Origin of the sequence: Murdochiella vaginalis (assembly GCF_902381775.1) — a bacterium.
GTDB lineage: Bacteria > Bacillota > Clostridia > Tissierellales > Peptoniphilaceae > Murdochiella > Murdochiella vaginalis.
Genome location: NZ_LR698969.1, coordinates 1,614,541 through 1,631,475, shown reverse-complemented (window position 1 = coordinate 1,631,475; position 16,935 = coordinate 1,614,541). Strand labels below are relative to the sequence as shown.

Sequence of the window (16,935 nt, the reverse complement as noted above, 5' to 3'; positions counted from 1 at the left end):
CATGAAAATTGTAGTTTGCATTAAACAAGTGCCGGATACCAATGAGGTGCGCATCGATCCGGTAAAGGGCACCCTCATTCGCGATGGCGTTCCCTCGATCATGAATCCGGATGATAAAGCGGCGCTGGAATTTGCGCTTTCCATCAAAGATAAAACGCCGGATACGCACATTGACGTAGTTTCCATGGGACCGCCGCAGGCGGAAGCCATTCTGCACGAAGCGCTCGCCATGGGCGCGGACGATGCGTATCTGGTTACCGACCGTGCTTTCGGCGGTGCGGATACATGGGCGACCTCTTCGACGATTGCCGCTGCGGTTTCAAAAATTGACTACGACCTGATCATTTGCGGTCGTCAGGCGATCGATGGCGATACGGCGCAGGTCGGCCCGGAAATGTCCGAGCACCTCGGCATTCCTAACATTTCCTATGCAGCAAGCTTGGAAGTGGATGGCGACAGCGTTCTTGTTAAGCGTCAGTATGATGACGGCTACCACATGGTTCGCGCTAAGATGCCTTGCCTTGTTACGGCTTTGCAGGAGGCAGTCTCCCCGCGTTATATGACGCCGGGCGCCATCTTCGATGCCTTTGATAACTATGAAATAACCCGCTGGACCCGTGCGGACGTACCCGTGGAAGACTCCAATATCGGTCTTGCCGGATCGCCGACGCGCGTGGCGCAGTCTTTCCCGAAGGCGGTTAAGGCGCCGGGTATGAAGATTGAAAAGGGCGTCGATGAATCGGTCCAGTTCATTTTGGATCGTCTGCATGATAAGTACGTACTGTAAGGGAGGTCAGGGATGAATTTACAGGATTATAAAGGGGTCATGACCTTTGCCGAGCAGGTGGAAGGAAAGTTGACCAATGTTTCGTTGGAATTAATCGGTAAAGGCCGCGAATTGGCCAAAGATCTGAATACCAACGTTACGGCCGTTCTCGTCGGCGAAAACATGGCGGATCTGGCCCAAACGCTCATCGAATACGGCGCGGATCGCGTCATCGTTGCGGATGATCCAGAACTCAAATACTATCGCACCGAGCCGTACACACAGGTGCTCGCCAACGTCATCAACGAATATAAACCGGAAGCGATGCTGGTTGGCGCAACCGCCATTGGCCGCGATCTGGGACCGCGCCTTGCCGGTCGCATTCACACCGGTCTTACAGCAGACTGCACCAAGCTGGAAATCGATCCGGAAAATAAAGAACTGCGCATGACCCGTCCGGCATTCGGCGGCAACCTCATGGCGACGATTCTTTGCTCCAACCATCGTCCGCAAATGGCGACGGTTCGTCCGGGCGTTATGGTCAAGGAAATTCGCGATCACAACCGCAAGGGCGAGATCATTGCCTACACGAAGCCGATCGAGAAGAATAAGTGCTTTGTGGAGATTGAAGATGTGGTCAAAGCCGTTCACAAGAAGGTGGACATTCAGGAAGCGAAAATCCTGGTTTCCGGCGGCCGTGGTATGGGCGGCCCGGAAAACTTCAAGATTTTGCAGGATCTGGCGGATGCCCTCGGCGGCGAAGTCTCCAGCTCCCGTGCTGCGGTAGATGCCGGTTGGACACCCAAGGAAATTCAGGTCGGTCAGACCGGAAAAACCGTCCGTCCGACGCTCTACATCGCCTGCGGTATCTCCGGCGCGATCCAGCACTTGGCCGGTATGGAAGAATCCGATTACATCATCGCGATCAACAAAGACTCTGCGGCCCCGATCTTTAACGTCGCGGACGTCGGCATAGTTGGTGATCTGTTCCAGATTGTGCCGAAGCTGACCGAGAAGGTGAAAGAAGACCGTGCGAAGAGCGCGGAGCAATAAACCGAACGAAGCTCTTCTTAAGACGCGTTCTCGATAAGCAAACGCCCTGTACTCCCGTGTGCAGGGCGTTTTTGTGATTGCGGCGTTTCGATTCGTTTGATAAGGTAAGACGAAGGAAAAATACGAAAGGAGTCAACATGAAGTATCATAACGCCATTGTTCGCAAACCTGCCCGATCTATGGTGGAAGGTATTACGACCGGCATGTTCAGCACGAAAACGCCGGTATATGAAAAAGCATTGTTGCAGCATGCTGCCTATGTTTCCGCACTACAGGAACTGGGTGTGGAGGTGCTGGTGTTAGAACCGCTGGAACAATACCCTGATTCGTGTTTTGTGGAAGATCCGGCAGTGGTTATGAAGGAATGCGCTATCGTAACCAATTCTCCGGCGCCATCGCGCCATGGCGAAAAAGAGGAAATTATCGCTGCCCTGGAAAAGTATTATTCTCCTGAACATATTTTTGCGCTTACTCCTCCGGGAAACATGGAAGGGGGAGATGTCTTACAAGTGGGCAAGCAGTTTTATATCGGGCTTTCCGAGCGCACGAATGCGGAAGGCGTACGTCAGTTCTCCGACATCGTGGCTCCTTTCGGCTACAGCGTTACGGCCGTTCCCGTGACGGAAGGTCTGCATCTGAAGGATTTTGCCGTGTATTTGGACCATCGCGATCTTTTGGTGAGCGAAGCAATGAACGAGCAGGAGGCCTTTGCCGATTTTGATCGCTTTGTCGTTCCGCGTGAGGAGCTATACGCCATCAACAGTTTATGGATCAATGGTACGGTACTGGTTCCCAAGGGCAATCCGATTACACAGAAGCATATTGAAACTAGGGGTTATCCGGTCAAAGTGGTGGATACCGACGAGTTCAAAAAAATTGACGGCAGTTTGACCTGTCTTTCCCTACGATTTTAGAGAGAAAGAAAACCACGTCTTCGATGGAAAGACGTGGTTTTTCATTCGTGATAGTTATCCGTATTTGCTACGTATGGCAATGAATTTCCGCCAATCGTGGTAATAAAAATCCGCCAATCGTGGTAATAAAAAACAGCCAATCGTGGTAATACTTTTCCGCCAATCATGGAACATAGGAATATCTGTTTATGCCGTGCGTTATCTGCTTTCTTTACACATTAGCAATATATAAACGAACCTGATTTGCATCACAATGTTGCACGTACTCTTGCCGGGGAGCTACATCGGTAATAATGCCGTCAAAATCCTGAATTTCGGCAAAAGTTTTTAGGGCGACGTGGTCGAACTTGGAATGGTCCACCAGAAGATATTTTTTATGGCTGTAGGCAATAATCTTTTTTTTGATCTCAAATTCTTCTAAAGAGGAGTTGCTTGCGCCATGGGCGAGGTCAATGGCTGAGCAAGCCATAAAGGACTTTAACACAGAGTTATAGGCTTCAATAGCTTCAAGGCATGAGGCTCCAACCAAAGAAGCTGTTTTGCTTTTTACAAGTCCGGGCAGTCCTACAACCGTTAGATTGGGATATTCCAGCCCGCGTAATAACACCAAAATACTATTGGTAATGATGGTTAAATGATGAAATGGACGGAGAAAATCCATAATGGGAACCGTTGAGCTGCCGGTATCGATAAAAATGATGTCATTTTCTTCGATGAAAGAAGCCGCCTGCTTAGCGATGATTTGTTTCTCTAAGGCATGCGCAGAATGACGTTCGTCGTACGACTTCAGAAGGGACGAACCTTCTTCGGTATTTTTTATTGATCGTGCTCCGCCGTAAACTTTCTGAATACTCTTTTCGGCAGCTAACGTATCTAGGTCGCGTCGAATCGTGCTCAGAGATACCTGAAATTGATCGCACAATTCGTCAATAGTAACAAGACCGTTTTGATCAATAAATTTTTCCAACTCTAATAAGCGCTCTTTTTTCATGTTTCGTCCTTATCAACCTGCTCTAATTTATGAACATATTGCTCCAAATCTACTCACAATCTACCATAAGCATCCACAAATAGGCAATAGAAATGCGTTAATAGGGTGTAAAAACGTAAAAATTAGATTGACACAATAGGAAAACATTTGTAGTATATGAGTATATTGAATAGAAAACACTCAATTAGCTCACAATAAGAAAGGAGGAATGGTTGAAGGTTACATTAAAAACGCTGCTGGAAAAAGCAGAGAAAGAAAATTCCGCCGTCGGCTGTTTTACGGTACCCAACATGGAAATTTTGATGGCCACCATTTCGGCAGCGGAAGAGAAGCAAACTCCGATTGTGATCCAGATTGCGGAAGGAAGACTGGCACATTCTCCCTTACACTATCTCGGCCCGATGATGGTGCATGCGGCAGAGGAGGCAAAAGTGCCGATCTGTGTGCATTTGGATCATGGACTGACCGAAGACACCATTCGCCAAGCGCTGGATTTAGGATTCAGCTCGGTCATGTATGACGGTTCGCGAAACGCTATTGCCGAAAATATAGCCAAGACACAGCGCATTACCGAGCTGGCGAGGCAATATGGAGCATCGGTAGAGGCGGAAATCGGGTCCATCGGCGGAAAAGAGGCGACGGACAACGTAGAAACCGTTCAATATACTTCTTTGGAAGACGTGAAAAGGTTTTCGAATGAATGCGACGTCGATGCGCTAGCCGTTGCAATCGGCAATGCGCATGGGCATTACAAGGGAACACCCAAGCTGAATATGCCGCTTTTGCAACAGCTGGCGAGGGCATCCGCCTTCCCTCTGGTCTTACACGGTGGAAGCGGCATCAGCGCCGAACAGTTTCGGGCCTGCATCGATCACGGCATTCGAAAGATCAACATTGCGACAGGTGTACTCGATGCGTACGTCGAAGGTTTGCGAGAAGCTCTAAAGAACAACCCTTCTTGTACGTTTTATCAGGTCAATGAATACGGTCGAAAGCATGCACAGGAAGAAGTGAAACGGCACATCACCGTTTTCAACAACAAGGAGGTATTAGCGTGAAGTATATCGAGTTTCCGCAGGATCGTTCCATCGATTTGATTGCCTTGGGGCGCATTGCCGTGGACTTTAATCCCATCGATTACAATCGCCCGCTTGAGGACAGCGTGGAATTTCGAAAATATGTTGGCGGTTCCCCTTCCAACATTGCCATCGGCTTGGCCAGATTAGGGAAAAAGGTCGGCTTTATCGGCAAGATTTCGGATGATCAGATGGGAACCTTTGTCGAGAACACCTTTAAAGCAGAAGGTATTGATACCTCAAATGTAGTTCGCGCTACGGGCGGCGAGAAGATCGGCCTTACCTTTACGGAGATTTTGAGCGAAACCGAAAGCAGCATCCTCATGTACCGTAAAGAGGTGGCGGATTTAAAACTCGACGTCGATGAGGTCTCGGAAGACTATATTAAAAAGGCAAAAGCGATTGAAATTTCCGGCACAGCATTGTCCGAATCGCCTTCGCGAGAAGCAGCGCTGAAAGCAATGTTTCTGGCATTGAAGCACGGCACCAAAATCATCTTTGATATTGATTACCGCGCATATTCTTGGAAAAACGAGGATGAGATTGCGATTTACTACTCGATCGTAGCTTCCCATTCAGATGTCATCTTAGGTTCCAGGGAAGAGTTTGACAAAGCGGAAAGATTGATCGCCCAAGGTATGAACGATCGCCAAAGTGCGGACTACTGGTTGAGCCAAGGCGCATCCGTGGTCGTGATTAAGCATGGCAAAAAGGGATCGACCGCCTACACCAAAGATGGCGAAAGCTATTCCATTAAACCGTTTCCGGTTAAGGCCCTTAAAGGCTTTGGAGGCGGAGATGGTTACGCAGCCGCCTTCCTGTATGGCTTGTTTGAAGGAATGGAGATGATCGACTGCTTGGAAATGGGCAGCGCAGAGGCAGCGATGTTGGTAGCCAGCCACGCTTGTAGTGCTGATATGCCCACGATGGAGGAACTCCAAGAATTCATTGCTCGTGTAAAAGAGGAATATGGTGAAATGGTAGCACGCGTATAACCGACAGGAATGAAACGAAAAAGCAGGAACGAAAAGAAAAGAGAGTGGAAGGAGAAAAGAATGAAAGCAAAAAAAATGTGGGGTCTACTCATGGTCGCTGTTCTGGCGATCGGCCTAACCGCTTGTGGAGGGAAAAAGCCGGCGGAGGACAAGAACTCGGATACCAAGACCGGGACACAAACGGATGCGGGTGCGAAATGGGATGCCAAAGCAGAAATTGAAAAAGCACTTGCGACGTTGGAAACCGGCGATCCGGTTGCAAACGTAGAAGAAAAGACATTAACGCTTTCCTCACACTGCACCGAGATGGATTCGAACTATGTCTATGCGACAGCCTTCAAAAACGCGGTTGAAAAGCTTTCGGACGGCAAAATGAAGGTTACGGTGTATGGCAACGGACAGCTTTTCGGACAGGCCGATGCGTTGCAGGCAACCCAGCAAGGAACATTGGACATTGCCAACTCCGACACGGCGCTCTTGGCAAACTATAACCCCAAGGCGAGCATGTTGGATCTGCCGTATCTGATCAAAAATCGCGACCAGGCGGTTAAGCTGGCGAAAAGCAAAGAGATCAACAAAGACATTTCGGAATGGATTGAAGATTCCGGCATGCACCTTTTATCCATTATGCCGCTCAACTTCCGTAATGCTTTGATGAAAGACCCCAATATCAACTCGTTCGAATCCTTCAAAGGTATTACGATGCGTACGCCTGAGGCACCGCATACGATTGCCGCGTTCCGCGCATTCCAGGCGAACCCGACGGTAATCCCTTCCGGTGAAGCGTATACCGCCGTTCAGACCGGTGTCGCGGACGGCCTGGAAGGTCATGCCGAGTACATGGTATTGCAGAAGTTCTATGAAGTGGCGAAGAACTATGTACAAACGAAACACGTCTTTACCTTTACGGACTACGTCATGAGCAAGAAAATTTATGATGGTTTGTCGGATGCACAGAAGCAGGTTATTGACCGAGCGGCGGATGCAGCACTGGATGTTTTCCTGCACTACACCGAGAAACTCTTCCCCGCCATGGAAGATGAACTGAAGAAGGATGGCGCAACGTTTACGGAAGTGGATCTGAAGCCTTTCATCGAAGCCGTAAAGAGCTATAACGAAGACTACATTCAAAAGAATGATCTGAAAGAGGTTTATGACATCGTAAATTCCTACGAATAAGCGAGGTACAAAAGCAGGCTCTGCCACGTCGCAGAGCCTGCTGTATACCGGAAAGGTTTATTATGACGAAACTACTCGATACACTACGAAAAATTACGAACGGAATCGTCGTCTTCTTTTTTGCCCTCGTGGTTATTGTCGTGTCTGCACAAGTTTTTGCGCGTTTTGTCCTCAGCACATCGATTCGCTGGGCGGATGAATTTTCACGTTTTGCGTTTGTGTGGGTGATTTATTTGGGCGGAGCGATTACGATTCGCGATGGACGCAATGTTTGCTTCGATCTGTTTCTCGAAGCACAGCATGGAAAAAGATGGAAAATAATGTATACCGCGGTATTTCTGGCTTCTACGCTGTTTTTGGTGTTGGTGACCTATTTTGGTATTTTGGTTTGCCAATCTCTTGTAGGAGAAACGTCTCCCATTATGCAGTTACCGATGTCGCTGGTTAGTCTCTGTATTCCCGTGGGAGGAGCGCTCATGATTTTTGAAGAGATTGCTTCCTATCTTCGGCATAAAGACGATCGCACCGCAATCGAACAGGAGGTGCAATAATGCTGTTGATGGCGTTTATCATTTTCTTAATTTGCCTCTTTATTGGCGTACCGATTGCCTTTTCTCTGGGCGTTGGCTCGATGCTGGCCATCCTCATTGACGGCAGCGTTTCACCGATGTTGGTGGCGCAAAAGCTGTTTACGGGCGTCAACTCCTTCTCCCTCATGGCGATCCCGTTTTTCATGCTTGCCGGCGAATTGATGGAAGCGGGCGGCATTTCGGAGAAACTCGTGAATATTGCGAAGGCCTTTGTGGGGCATATCACGGGTGGCATCGGCATGGTGGATATCGGCACCAGTACGTTGTTCGCCGGTGTTTCCGGATCGGCAGCAGCGGACACGGCTGCGGTCGGATCGATGCTGATTCCTTCCATGATAAATGATGGTTATCCGCGCGGTTTAGCGGCCGTTATTCAGGCAACGGCGGGGTCTCTTGGCCCGATCATCCCGCCCAGTCTGACGATGATCATCTATTGTTCGCTGACCAACCTCTCCATTGGCGAAGCCTTTATGGCCGGCGTGGTTCCCGGTCTCATTATCGCCTTCGGTACGGGATTTGTTACGTATCACTATGCAAAGAAATTGAAGATCAAGGGTGGCAGAAAGTATACATGGAAAGAACGAGGACAAGCTCTGAAAGACGGTTTTTTTGCCATTATCATGCCTATCATCATCATCGGCGGTATCGTGGGCGGTTTATTTACGCCGACCGAATCCGGTGCGATCGCATGCATCTATGCGTTTGTTATTTCGATGTTTGTCTACAAGAAGCTGAAAGTGAGCATGCTGCCCGGCGTTTTGCTCAAGTCCGCATCCATGACCGGCATGTGTCTCTTAATTGTTGCCGGCGCTTCGATTTTCAGCTGGCTGGTAGCCTATGAGCAGTTCCCCGCGCTCATCATCAACTTCTTCACCGGTTTGACGGACAGCAAGTACATCATCATGATCCTTTTGGTGCTGTTCTTGCTCTTTGTCGGCATGTTCATTGAAACCTTGTCCGCAACCATTATCTGCGCACCGATTTTAATGCCGGTTGCTGCCCAGTATGGTATTGAGCCCATTCAGTTTGCATTGATCATGGTCATCACCTTGGTGTATGCGGGCGTGACTCCTCCGGTAGGAGGCGTGCTCTTCATTACGATGGGCATTGCGAAAGCGAAGATGAAGGATGTCCTGCCGTACTTACCGGCGTATTTGATTGCGGTTGTCGTGTCGATTCTGCTGTTTATCTTTGTGCCGCAAATTGCCCTGTTCCTGCCGCACTTGCTATTCTGATGGGAGGAAAACATGCGTTTTGATTTTCAACAAAAAATTGTCGCAATTACCGGTGCAGGCGGAATTCTCTGTAGTGAAATGGCGCTGTTTTTAGCGCGACAGAATGCGCGCGTTTGCCTTCTGGACATTGATTTGCAAGCGGTAACCGATTTGCAGGAGAAGATCCGGAAAGAAGGAGGCGAGGCGCTCGCGATCGCTTGTGATGTGCTGGATGAAGATGCCATTCGTAAAGCGCATGAAACGATTCGTAAAACCTATGGGCCGATCAACTTCTTGATCAACGGCGCCGGAGGAAATCATCCGAAAGCGACGACGACGAGTCCGGTGTTTGCAAAAGAACAACTTGGTCAAGAAAAAACCTTCTTTGATTTAAGCAAACCGGATTTCTCCTTTGTGTTTGACATCAACTTCATGGGCGCGTTTTTGATGACCAAGGAATTTGCAAAGGATATGCTGGACAGCGACGATGCGGCTATTATAAACATCGCCTCCGTGAACAGCTTCCTGCCTTTGACTAAAATTCCGGCGTATTCGGCGGCAAAAGAGGCGCTTAGCAATTTTACAAAATGGCTGGCCATGTATTTTTCGGCGGTGCCCATTCGCGTGAATGCCATTGCACCGGGCTTTTTGCTCACCAAGCAGACAAAGCCGCTCTTTTATGAAAAAGATGGAAAAACGCCGACAAAACGATTGCGTCAAATTATTGAGGGTACGCCGATGAAGCGTCTCGGAGTTCCGGAGGAATTATTGGGAACCATCGGCTTTCTTCTGGACAAGGAGTTGTCCGGCTTTGTAACGGGAGCCGTGATTCCGGTGGATGGCGGCTATACGGCTTATAGTGGGGTGTGATATGAAAGCGATTCAAATTCTAGGAAAAAAAGATATCCGGGTGGTGGATGTCAACGAACCGAAGATGCTTTCCAATCACAGCAAAATCAAGGTGCTGTCCATGGGGGTTTGCGGGTCGGATGTACATGCCTATGCCGGAAAAAGCCCGAACGTTACGTATCCGGTGATCATTGGACATGAGATTATCGGTGAAATCGTAGAGATTGGCGAAGGGGAAAATCCGCGTCAACTGCGCGTGGGGGATCGCGTGGTTCTCAATCCGTATCTCTATTGCGGAACGTGCTACGCCTGCGAGCAAGGGCAGACCAATGCCTGTACGTCATTAAAATGCCTTGGCGTGCAGACGGACGGTGCGATGTGTGAAACCTTTGTGCATCCGACCAAATTGATGATTAAAGTGCCGGATTCGATTGATAACGAGCTGGGTGCTGTGATTGAGCCAACGGTGATTGCACTTCATGCGCTGCATCGCTTGCAAGCAAAAGCGGGTGAGCATGTGGTCATCATTGGTGCAGGGTGTATCGGCCTTCTCACCGCGATCGTCGCAAAAGCAAAAGGCTTGCATGTGATTGTCTCCGATGTCGTTGACGAGCGTCTCGAGGTAGCAACGGCTCTGGGCGCGGATGGCACAATCAACCCGATGAAAGAAAATGCGGTGGAAAAGCTGTTGGAGATGACAAACGGCAGGCTGGCGGAATGTGTCTGTGAAATGTCCGGCGCCCCGGCAGCGGTGCGCAGCACATTGGATTATGCCGCCTCAACGGGTCGCATCGCTCTTACCGGTTGGCCGGATCGGGACGTGGAACTTCCTACCGCGGTGATCACGCGTAAGGAATTAAAGATCCTCGGCTCTCGTACCGGTGTAACGGCAGAGTTCGAAGAAGTGGTTTCACTGATTGAAGAAGGAAAAATTGACCCACGCAAAATCATTTCTCGAGTCGTTGCTTTTAACGAGTTACCCGAAACTATTGCAGCGCTGGACAAAGATCCCGGCATGGCGATTAAAGTCGTTGCCTTGCGTTAAAAACGCGTAGCAAGGATACACTTTTTTGGTGACGGTTGTTTTGATGAACGAACCGAACAAAGGAAAATGAAATAAGGCAAGGAGAAAAAATGAACGAAGTGAAAAAAATGAAATATTGTGTCAATGGGGAATGGAAAACATCCAAAGCGGAAAAATATTATGACGTGACGGATTCAAGCACCGGCGAACTGCTGGCTCAGGTACCCAGTTGCACCAAAGAAGAGGTGGAAGAAGCGATCGCTTCGGCACATGAGGCGTATAAGAGCTGGTCTAAGCTGTCTTTAAGCCGCCGCACACAATATCTGTTTACCTGGCGTAATGTGTTGATGGACCATTTGGAAGAATTAACGGTGCTTTGTGCGAAAGAATTGGGCAAAAACCTTGCTGAAGCACGCGGCGATGTCTTAAAAGCCATTGAGCCGACAGAGTTTGCCACAGGAATTTCCTTTGCTTCCCAGGGCCATGCATCTCTTAACGTAACAACCGGCTACGATACGGCCACGTATCGTGAACCGCTTGGCGTTGTCGGTGGCATTGTGCCATTCAACTTCCCGGCAATGATTCCTTGGGGATGGATGGTTCCGCTCGCTCTGGCAACAGGAAATACGGTTGTTCTCAAGGCAAATACGCTGACGCCGCTGACATCCATGCGGATGTTGGAACTTTTCTATGAGGAAGCCAAATTCCCGAAAGGCGTGGTAAACCTGGTAACCTGCAGCCGTCATGAGGCGGAGATTTTACTGACAGACCCGCGTGTCAAGGCGATTACGTTCGTCGGCACTACAAAGGTCGGCAAGCATATTTATTCGCTCGCTTCGGCGAACGGCAAGCGCGTGCAGGCGCAGTGTGAAGCGAAAAACCATGCCCTTCTGCTGGAAGATGCGGATCTGGAAAGTGCCACCAAGGCCATCATCAACTCCACGTATGGCTGTGCCGGCATGCGCTGCATGGCGCTTCCGGTCATCGTTGTCCAGGAGAGCATAGCAGATCGCTTTGTCGCTCTGCTCAAGGAGAAGGCACAGGCCATGAAAGTGGGCTGCGCATACGATGAGAATACGGATTTGGGTCCTGTTGTTTCGCAGGAACACAAAGATTCGATTGTGCGCTGGATTGACCAAGGGGTTAAAGAAGGCGCGGAGCTTGTGCTGGATGGGCGAGATATCGTTGTTCCGGGTTATGAAGGCGGCTATTTTGTCGGCCCGACCATTTTCGACCATGTCACGGAAGAAATGTCTGTGGGAACACAGGAAATTTTTGGACCGGTTACCCTCATTAAACGGGTGAAGGACTTCGAAGAGGGCTTGAAAGTCATGAATGACAATCCCTTTGCGAACGGCTCGGTTATCTTCACGCAGAGCGGATACTATGCACGCGAATTTGAAATGCGCACGGATGGCGGTATGGTAGGAATCAATGTCGGCATTCCCGTACCGACGGCTTATTTCCCGTTCTCCGGAAATAAAGATTCCTTCTTTGGCGATTTGCACGTGCTTGGAGCGGATGGCGTCCGTTTTTACACGCGTGCAAAAACCGTTACCAAACATTGGTTCGATGATCGTTCTAAATATAGAGAAGTCGGCACATGGGAAGGGTCCGTCGACCGCTGATCGATGGATTCTTTTCCAAGGCCATGAAAATGGCCTAAACAATAGAGCATTCCTTTGTCGAAGAGAAACAGGACGCGGTGGCGTCCTGTTTCTCTTTATGTATGCGGAAAATAGTGCTTACGTTTTCTTCCATCGCTCCTCCCATGCCAACAGCTGAGTCTTTCGTCTCAACCCACCCGCATACCCCGTTAGCGCGCCGTTTGCGCCGATTACGCGATGACAGGGGATGATGAGAAGAATGGGATTGTGCGCCACGGCGTTGCCGACAGCTTGAGCGGACATCGTCGGACGGTTCAATCGTTTTGCCGCCTGCATGGCAACATCGCCATAGGTCACGGTTTGCCCATAGGGAATTGTAAGCAGAAGCTCGTAGATGACCCGGCGAAAGGGCGTTGTCGTAATCGCCAGAGGAGGAAGAAAATTCGGCTGTTGACCGGAAAAATAGAGGTCCAACCAGCGGACTGTCTCTAGAAAAACGGGGTGGTTCACATAGTCCGGTAAACGTGAAACAGAAAAATGCTCCTCAAAGCGCAATGCGTGAAGAGCATTTTCATCGAATGTGATTCGAATGGTGCCGAGCGGAGAAGAATAAAATCCCGTCATCGCGGGAGGAGTTGGGCAAACCCGAAAATCTTCAGCTTTCATGGTCTGTGCAGGGGCGCGCCTGGAGTACAATTGACTGTGCACTTTCCGTGACCGGGGCCACGTCAATCTTCTGTGCGAGCTCGCGGCTGATGCCGAGTCGTGTTTCCTTGACCACGACAATGTAGTTTCCTTGCGTTTCATTTACCAGTCGAATGTGACTGCCGGGAACAAAACCGAGATTCATCAACTGCTTTTGCAACTTTTCGCGGCCGCCGATATGTACAATTTCGTAGGTTTCACCCGGATTCGCTAAAAACAGTTTCATGGTTTATCCTTTCTAATGGCGTAGCATGATGTTAGCTTTATCTAACAATATTCTACGCATGAATGGATTCGGCGTCAAGCGGATGTTCTTTAATTTGCCCGACTGGAAAAATCGTACACAATGCAACAAAATAGAACCGGGAGGAAAGACAAATGACGCAATGGACCATACATGCTACAGCAGCCTTCGGGCTGGAGGCGGTGGTAAAAAGACAATGCGAAGCGCTCGGTTTTGGCCCTTGCCGTATTGAAGAGGGACATGTGCTTTTTCCAGGCACGTGTGAAGACGTGATGCGCGCCAATCTCTATTTGGCCAGTGCGGATCGCGTATTGCTGGAAGTAGGGCGTTTTCGTGCCGAGAGCTTTGACGCATTATTTGAAGCGACCAAAGCGCTGGATTGGACGGCGTATTTGCCGCGCGATGCTCGTTTTCCGGTGCGTGCGAAAACCGTGCAGTCCCAATTGGCTTCGCCGTCCGATGTGCAGAAGCTGGTCAAAAAAGCGGTGGTAACCGCATTACAGCGTCGAGATGCGCTGGAACATTTTCCGGAAGACGGGGCACTCTATCCCATCGACGTGACCATTCGCCACGACGAATGCGTGGTGTGCATGGATACGACCGGGGAAGGCTTGTTTAAGCGCGGTTACCGGCGCGAGAAAGGCGGTGCGCCGCTGAAAGAAACCCTGGCAGCGGCACTGGTGGATCTTTCTGTTTGGACGCCGGATCGCCCGTTTGCGGACGTCTTTTGCGGATCGGGCACTCTCGTGATTGAGGCAGCGCGAAAAGCGCGGGGCATAGCGCCGGGACTGGATCGCTCTTTTCTGTTTTTGGATTGGCCATGGATGGATGCTCAACGATATAAAGAACTGCGCCGCGAAGCGCTCTCTCGCGTGAAGACCGATCTCGAAGCGGATATGCTCGGCTTTGATATCGATCCGACCATGGTGCGCATTGCGCGTCACAATGCCGAGGAAGCGGGCGTTTCCGACATGGTACATTTTGTGACACGCGACATGCGGGAAGTAGGACTTCGTGAAAACTTCGGCGTCCTCGTGACCAATCCGCCGTATGGCAAGCGCCTTTCTCCCGTGGAAGGGGTGGAAGAGCTGATGTGCGATTTTGCCCGGCGCTTTTTAACCTTGCGCACGTGGTCGATCTATGTCCTGACTGTCATGCCGGATTTCGAGAAGCGGGCCCTGCAGGAAGCGGGAAAAGAAGCCACGAGGCGGCGAAAGCTGTTTAATGGAGGCGAACAAACGACCTACTATCAATTTTTAGGCCCCGATCCGAAACGGTTTCGCTAACGAACCATGCGGATTCTCCGTCGCAAAGGGCTCTGCTATGATAAGATAATGACGAGAATGGTAAGGGAGGAACGCATGAAAAATACCACAAGAAAAGAGCAGACCTTTCTTACCGACACGACGATTTTAAATGCCATGGAAGATTACGTGCGCGTGGTCGACCGCAAGGGACGTATTCTTTTTGAAAATGAGGCATTGCTACGTTTTAACCAAGTGGAAAGCAAGGGAAAACCGGTGTTTCCGCTGTCCACGGCGACGGGCCCGTTTTTGGAGCATACCGTCACAAGAACGGAATTTTGCGTTGCCGGTCATGTTTTCTCCGTGATGAATTCGCCCATCTACGAAGAGGGGGAAGTTGTGGCGGCCATTCAGGTGTTTCGCGATACCACCATCCAGAACAATATTACGGTGCAGCTTTTGAATCGTAACCGGAAATGGCAAAAAGAAATTGCCTTAGCACGCACCATTCAGACCAAAATGCTGCCGCGCATCAAGACATTTGGCCCATTAGAATTCGACTTTGCCTATATGCCGAGCGAGGAGCTTTCCGGAGATTTTTTTGACTTTGTTCCCTTGGGAAAAGGACGCTTGGGCTTCTATATTTCCGACGTGGTCGGTCACGGCGTATCGGCTTCGATTTTGACCATGTTCGTCCGACAGACCATGCGATCCATTTTGGAAGAAGAGCAAATCCGGGAGCCGGCGCAAGTATTAAGAGCGCTGCGCGATCGTTTTTTCGAAATTCAAATGGACGACGGACAGTATTTTTCCCTGTTTTATGCCGTTTTTGATACCGTGGAAAACACGTTGACCTATGCCAATGCCGGACATCATTGTTTGCCCATGGTGGAATGCGACGGGAAGCTAGACGTTCTATACGCCACCGGCCGCCTCATTTCGCCGGTTCTCTTGGAAGAGTATACCTATGTGCAACAGGTTCGTCCGATGCGAAAAAACGAGCGTTTTCTTTTCTTTACGGATGGAGCGGTCGAGGCCAAGAATGCGCTTGGTATGGAATACGGCGAAGAAAATCTGCGCCGCCTGTTGCTCACCACGAAGAACAATACGTTACCGACGATCGTCCATGATCTGCGTCAATACACAGGAGAACAACTCAAGGACGATATTGCCATTGTGTATGTGGAAAATCGAAGGAGGAAAGCATGAAATTGGATTTGTCACAAGCCGGAAATGCGAAGGTCCGGGAAGACAACAAAGAACAAGTATTGAACGCGCTGCGCACGTTAGTGCAAAAGAATGGCGCAGGCAATGACTTTTTAGGCTGGGTGGATCTGCCGGAACAGGTGGATCAAAAAGAATTGGCGCGCATTCGTGAAGCAGCGAAACGCATTCGTAACGAAGCGGAGGCGCTGGTTGTGATCGGCATCGGCGGATCATACCTCGGTGCCCGTGCGGTCATTGAGGCTCTTTCCCCATCGTACGAAAAGGCTGAACCGGAAATCCTCTTTGCGGGAAATCAGCTTAGCGCCGAAGAAACGGTGGCACTATTAACACACCTCAAGGGGAAGACCTTTGCGATTAACGTCATCTCCAAATCCGGGACGACCACCGAACCGGCTGTGGCGTTTCGTCATTTCAAGGCACTGCTGGAAGAAAATGTCGGCAAAGAAAAGGCCAAGTCCCTCATCTTTGCCACGACCGATCGAGCGCGCGGCGCACTCAAGACCCTGGCCGATGCCGAAGGCTATGAAACCTTCGTGGTTCCGGATGACATCGGCGGCCGCTTTACCGTATTGACTGCGGTCGGTCTGTTACCGATTGCTGCGGCAGGCATCGATGTGGATGCGATCATTGCTGGTGCGCGAAGCATGCGTAAGACGGCACTCGAGGCGAATTTTGAGACCAACCCGGCTCTTCGCTATGCCGCATCCCGTCTGGCGCTCATGGCGCAAGGAAAGAGCATCGAAATTCTTGTGGCGTATGAACCCAAGATGCACTACGTCCAGGAATGGTGGAAACAATTGGCGGGTGAGAGCGAAGGGAAAGATGGCAAAGGACTTTTCCCGGCCTCCGTCGGCAATACGACAGACTTGCATTCGTTGGGCCAATGGATTCAGGAAGGTCCGCGCATCCTATTTGAGACGGTGGTGTGGTTTGCGGAAGCCCAGCAGGATGTGGCCGTTCCGGCTACGGCGGATAACCTCGATGGGCTCAATTATTTGGCCGGTAAGACGATGCACGAGGTGAATGAACAGGCCATGGAAGCGACGCGTCAGGCGCATTTTGACGGTGACGTGCCCAATCATTTACTGGTTTTCCCGAAATTGGATGCCGAAACTCTCGGCGCCCTGCTGTACTTCTTTGAGGTGGTCATCGGCGTCACTGGCTATGCCATGGGCGTCAATCCCTTCAATCAGCCGGGCGTGGAGCAATATAAGACGAATATGTTCCAACGTTTGGGCAAACCGGGCTTTTAGAAAA

At 50.2% G+C, this 16,935-nt stretch carries 17 protein-coding genes; 14 read left to right on the top strand and 3 right to left on the bottom strand.

All coding sequences use genetic code 11. From position 1 onward, the window contains the following. Nucleotide 1: 1 nt before the first annotated feature. The 3 genes from FXY30_RS07310 to FXY30_RS07300 all read left to right on the top strand — a co-directional run bounded on the left by FXY30_RS07310 (nt 2) and on the right by FXY30_RS07300 (nt 2,733). Nucleotides 2-787 carry an electron transfer flavoprotein subunit beta/FixA family protein gene (locus FXY30_RS07310; RefSeq protein ID WP_071705980.1) on the top strand — a complete coding sequence of 262 codons (786 nt, stop codon included), beginning with the start codon at nt 2-4 and terminating at the stop codon, nt 785-787. Between the two features lie 12 nt (nt 788-799). Beyond that, entirely contained in the window at nt 800-1,819 is a 1,020-nt protein-coding gene (locus FXY30_RS07305) for an electron transfer flavoprotein subunit alpha/FixB family protein (RefSeq protein ID WP_071705979.1), read from the top strand. 137 nt (nt 1,820-1,956) lie between these two features. Continuing rightward, nucleotides 1,957-2,733, top strand: coding sequence for a dimethylarginine dimethylaminohydrolase family protein (locus FXY30_RS07300; protein WP_071705978.1), 777 nt, complete (start codon nt 1,957-1,959; stop codon nt 2,731-2,733). A 211-nt stretch (nt 2,734-2,944) separates the two neighbouring features. On the opposite strand, the gene FXY30_RS07295 is transcribed toward FXY30_RS07300, so the two are convergent. Further along, nucleotides 2,945-3,724: a DeoR/GlpR family DNA-binding transcription regulator gene (locus FXY30_RS07295; RefSeq protein ID WP_071705977.1), complete on the bottom strand. Its 780-nt coding sequence runs from the start codon at nt 3,722-3,724 to the stop codon at nt 2,945-2,947. A gap of 212 nt (nt 3,725-3,936) precedes the next feature. On the opposite strand from FXY30_RS07295, the gene FXY30_RS07290 reads away from it, so the two are divergent. The 8 genes from FXY30_RS07290 (at nt 3,937) to FXY30_RS07255 (ending at nt 12,279) form a co-directional block, all read left to right on the top strand. Further along, nucleotides 3,937-4,782 (top strand): ketose-bisphosphate aldolase, encoded by an 846-nt coding sequence (locus tag FXY30_RS07290; RefSeq protein WP_071705976.1) that lies wholly within the window; start codon nt 3,937-3,939, stop codon nt 4,780-4,782. Then, nucleotides 4,779-5,795 (top strand): 5-dehydro-2-deoxygluconokinase, encoded by a 1,017-nt coding sequence (gene iolC, locus FXY30_RS07285; protein WP_071705975.1) that lies wholly within the window; start codon nt 4,779-4,781, stop codon nt 5,793-5,795. Before FXY30_RS07290 ends, iolC begins: the two co-directional genes overlap by 4 nt. A 60-nt stretch (nt 5,796-5,855) precedes the next feature. After that, complete coding sequence (locus tag FXY30_RS07280) at nt 5,856-6,974, top strand: TRAP transporter substrate-binding protein (RefSeq protein WP_197675361.1); 1,119 nt, start codon at nt 5,856-5,858, stop codon at nt 6,972-6,974. Between the two features lie 62 nt (nt 6,975-7,036). After that, nucleotides 7,037-7,525 (top strand): TRAP transporter small permease, encoded by a 489-nt coding sequence (locus FXY30_RS07275; protein WP_197675360.1) that lies wholly within the window; start codon nt 7,037-7,039, stop codon nt 7,523-7,525. Continuing rightward, nucleotides 7,525-8,799 carry a TRAP transporter large permease gene (locus FXY30_RS07270; protein ID WP_071705973.1) on the top strand — a complete coding sequence of 425 codons (1,275 nt, stop codon included), beginning with the start codon at nt 7,525-7,527 and terminating at the stop codon, nt 8,797-8,799. The genes FXY30_RS07275 and FXY30_RS07270 overlap by 1 nt, the downstream gene beginning before the upstream one ends. A 12-nt stretch (nt 8,800-8,811) precedes the next feature. Further along, nucleotides 8,812-9,648, top strand: coding sequence for an SDR family oxidoreductase (locus FXY30_RS07265; RefSeq protein ID WP_071705972.1), 837 nt, complete (start codon nt 8,812-8,814; stop codon nt 9,646-9,648). A 1-nt stretch (nt 9,649) separates the two neighbouring features. After that, on the top strand, nt 9,650-10,672 hold the full coding sequence (locus FXY30_RS07260) for a zinc-binding dehydrogenase (protein ID WP_071705971.1): 1,023 nt from the start codon (nt 9,650-9,652) through the stop codon (nt 10,670-10,672). A gap of 89 nt (nt 10,673-10,761) precedes the next feature. Further along, entirely contained in the window at nt 10,762-12,279 is a 1,518-nt protein-coding gene (locus FXY30_RS07255; RefSeq protein WP_071705970.1) for a CoA-acylating methylmalonate-semialdehyde dehydrogenase, read from the top strand. Between the two features lie 117 nt (nt 12,280-12,396). Here the strand turns inward: FXY30_RS07255 and FXY30_RS07250 are convergent, their stop codons facing one another. Next, nucleotides 12,397-12,924, bottom strand: a complete 528-nt coding sequence (locus FXY30_RS07250; RefSeq protein WP_197675359.1) for a methylated-DNA--[protein]-cysteine S-methyltransferase — start codon at nt 12,922-12,924, stop codon at nt 12,397-12,399. Next, on the bottom strand, nt 12,914-13,189 hold the full coding sequence (locus FXY30_RS07245) for a FeoA family protein (protein WP_071705968.1): 276 nt from the start codon (nt 13,187-13,189) through the stop codon (nt 12,914-12,916). The genes FXY30_RS07250 and FXY30_RS07245 overlap by 11 nt, the downstream gene beginning before the upstream one ends. 152 nt (nt 13,190-13,341) lie before the next feature. On the opposite strand from FXY30_RS07245, the gene FXY30_RS07240 reads away from it, so the two are divergent. The 3 genes from FXY30_RS07240 to FXY30_RS07230 all read left to right on the top strand — a co-directional run bounded on the left by FXY30_RS07240 (nt 13,342) and on the right by FXY30_RS07230 (nt 16,931). Beyond that, on the top strand, nt 13,342-14,493 hold the full coding sequence (locus FXY30_RS07240; protein ID WP_071705967.1) for a THUMP domain-containing class I SAM-dependent RNA methyltransferase: 1,152 nt from the start codon (nt 13,342-13,344) through the stop codon (nt 14,491-14,493). A 75-nt stretch (nt 14,494-14,568) separates the two neighbouring features. After that, nucleotides 14,569-15,660: a PP2C family protein-serine/threonine phosphatase gene (locus tag FXY30_RS07235; RefSeq protein ID WP_071705966.1), complete on the top strand. Its 1,092-nt coding sequence runs from the start codon at nt 14,569-14,571 to the stop codon at nt 15,658-15,660. Beyond that, the gene (locus FXY30_RS07230) at nt 15,657-16,931 is read left to right on the top strand and encodes a glucose-6-phosphate isomerase (protein ID WP_071705965.1); all 1,275 of its coding nucleotides are present in this window, start codon (nt 15,657-15,659) and stop codon (nt 16,929-16,931) included. Before FXY30_RS07235 ends, FXY30_RS07230 begins: the two co-directional genes overlap by 4 nt. Nucleotides 16,932-16,935: the final 4 nt, after the last annotated feature.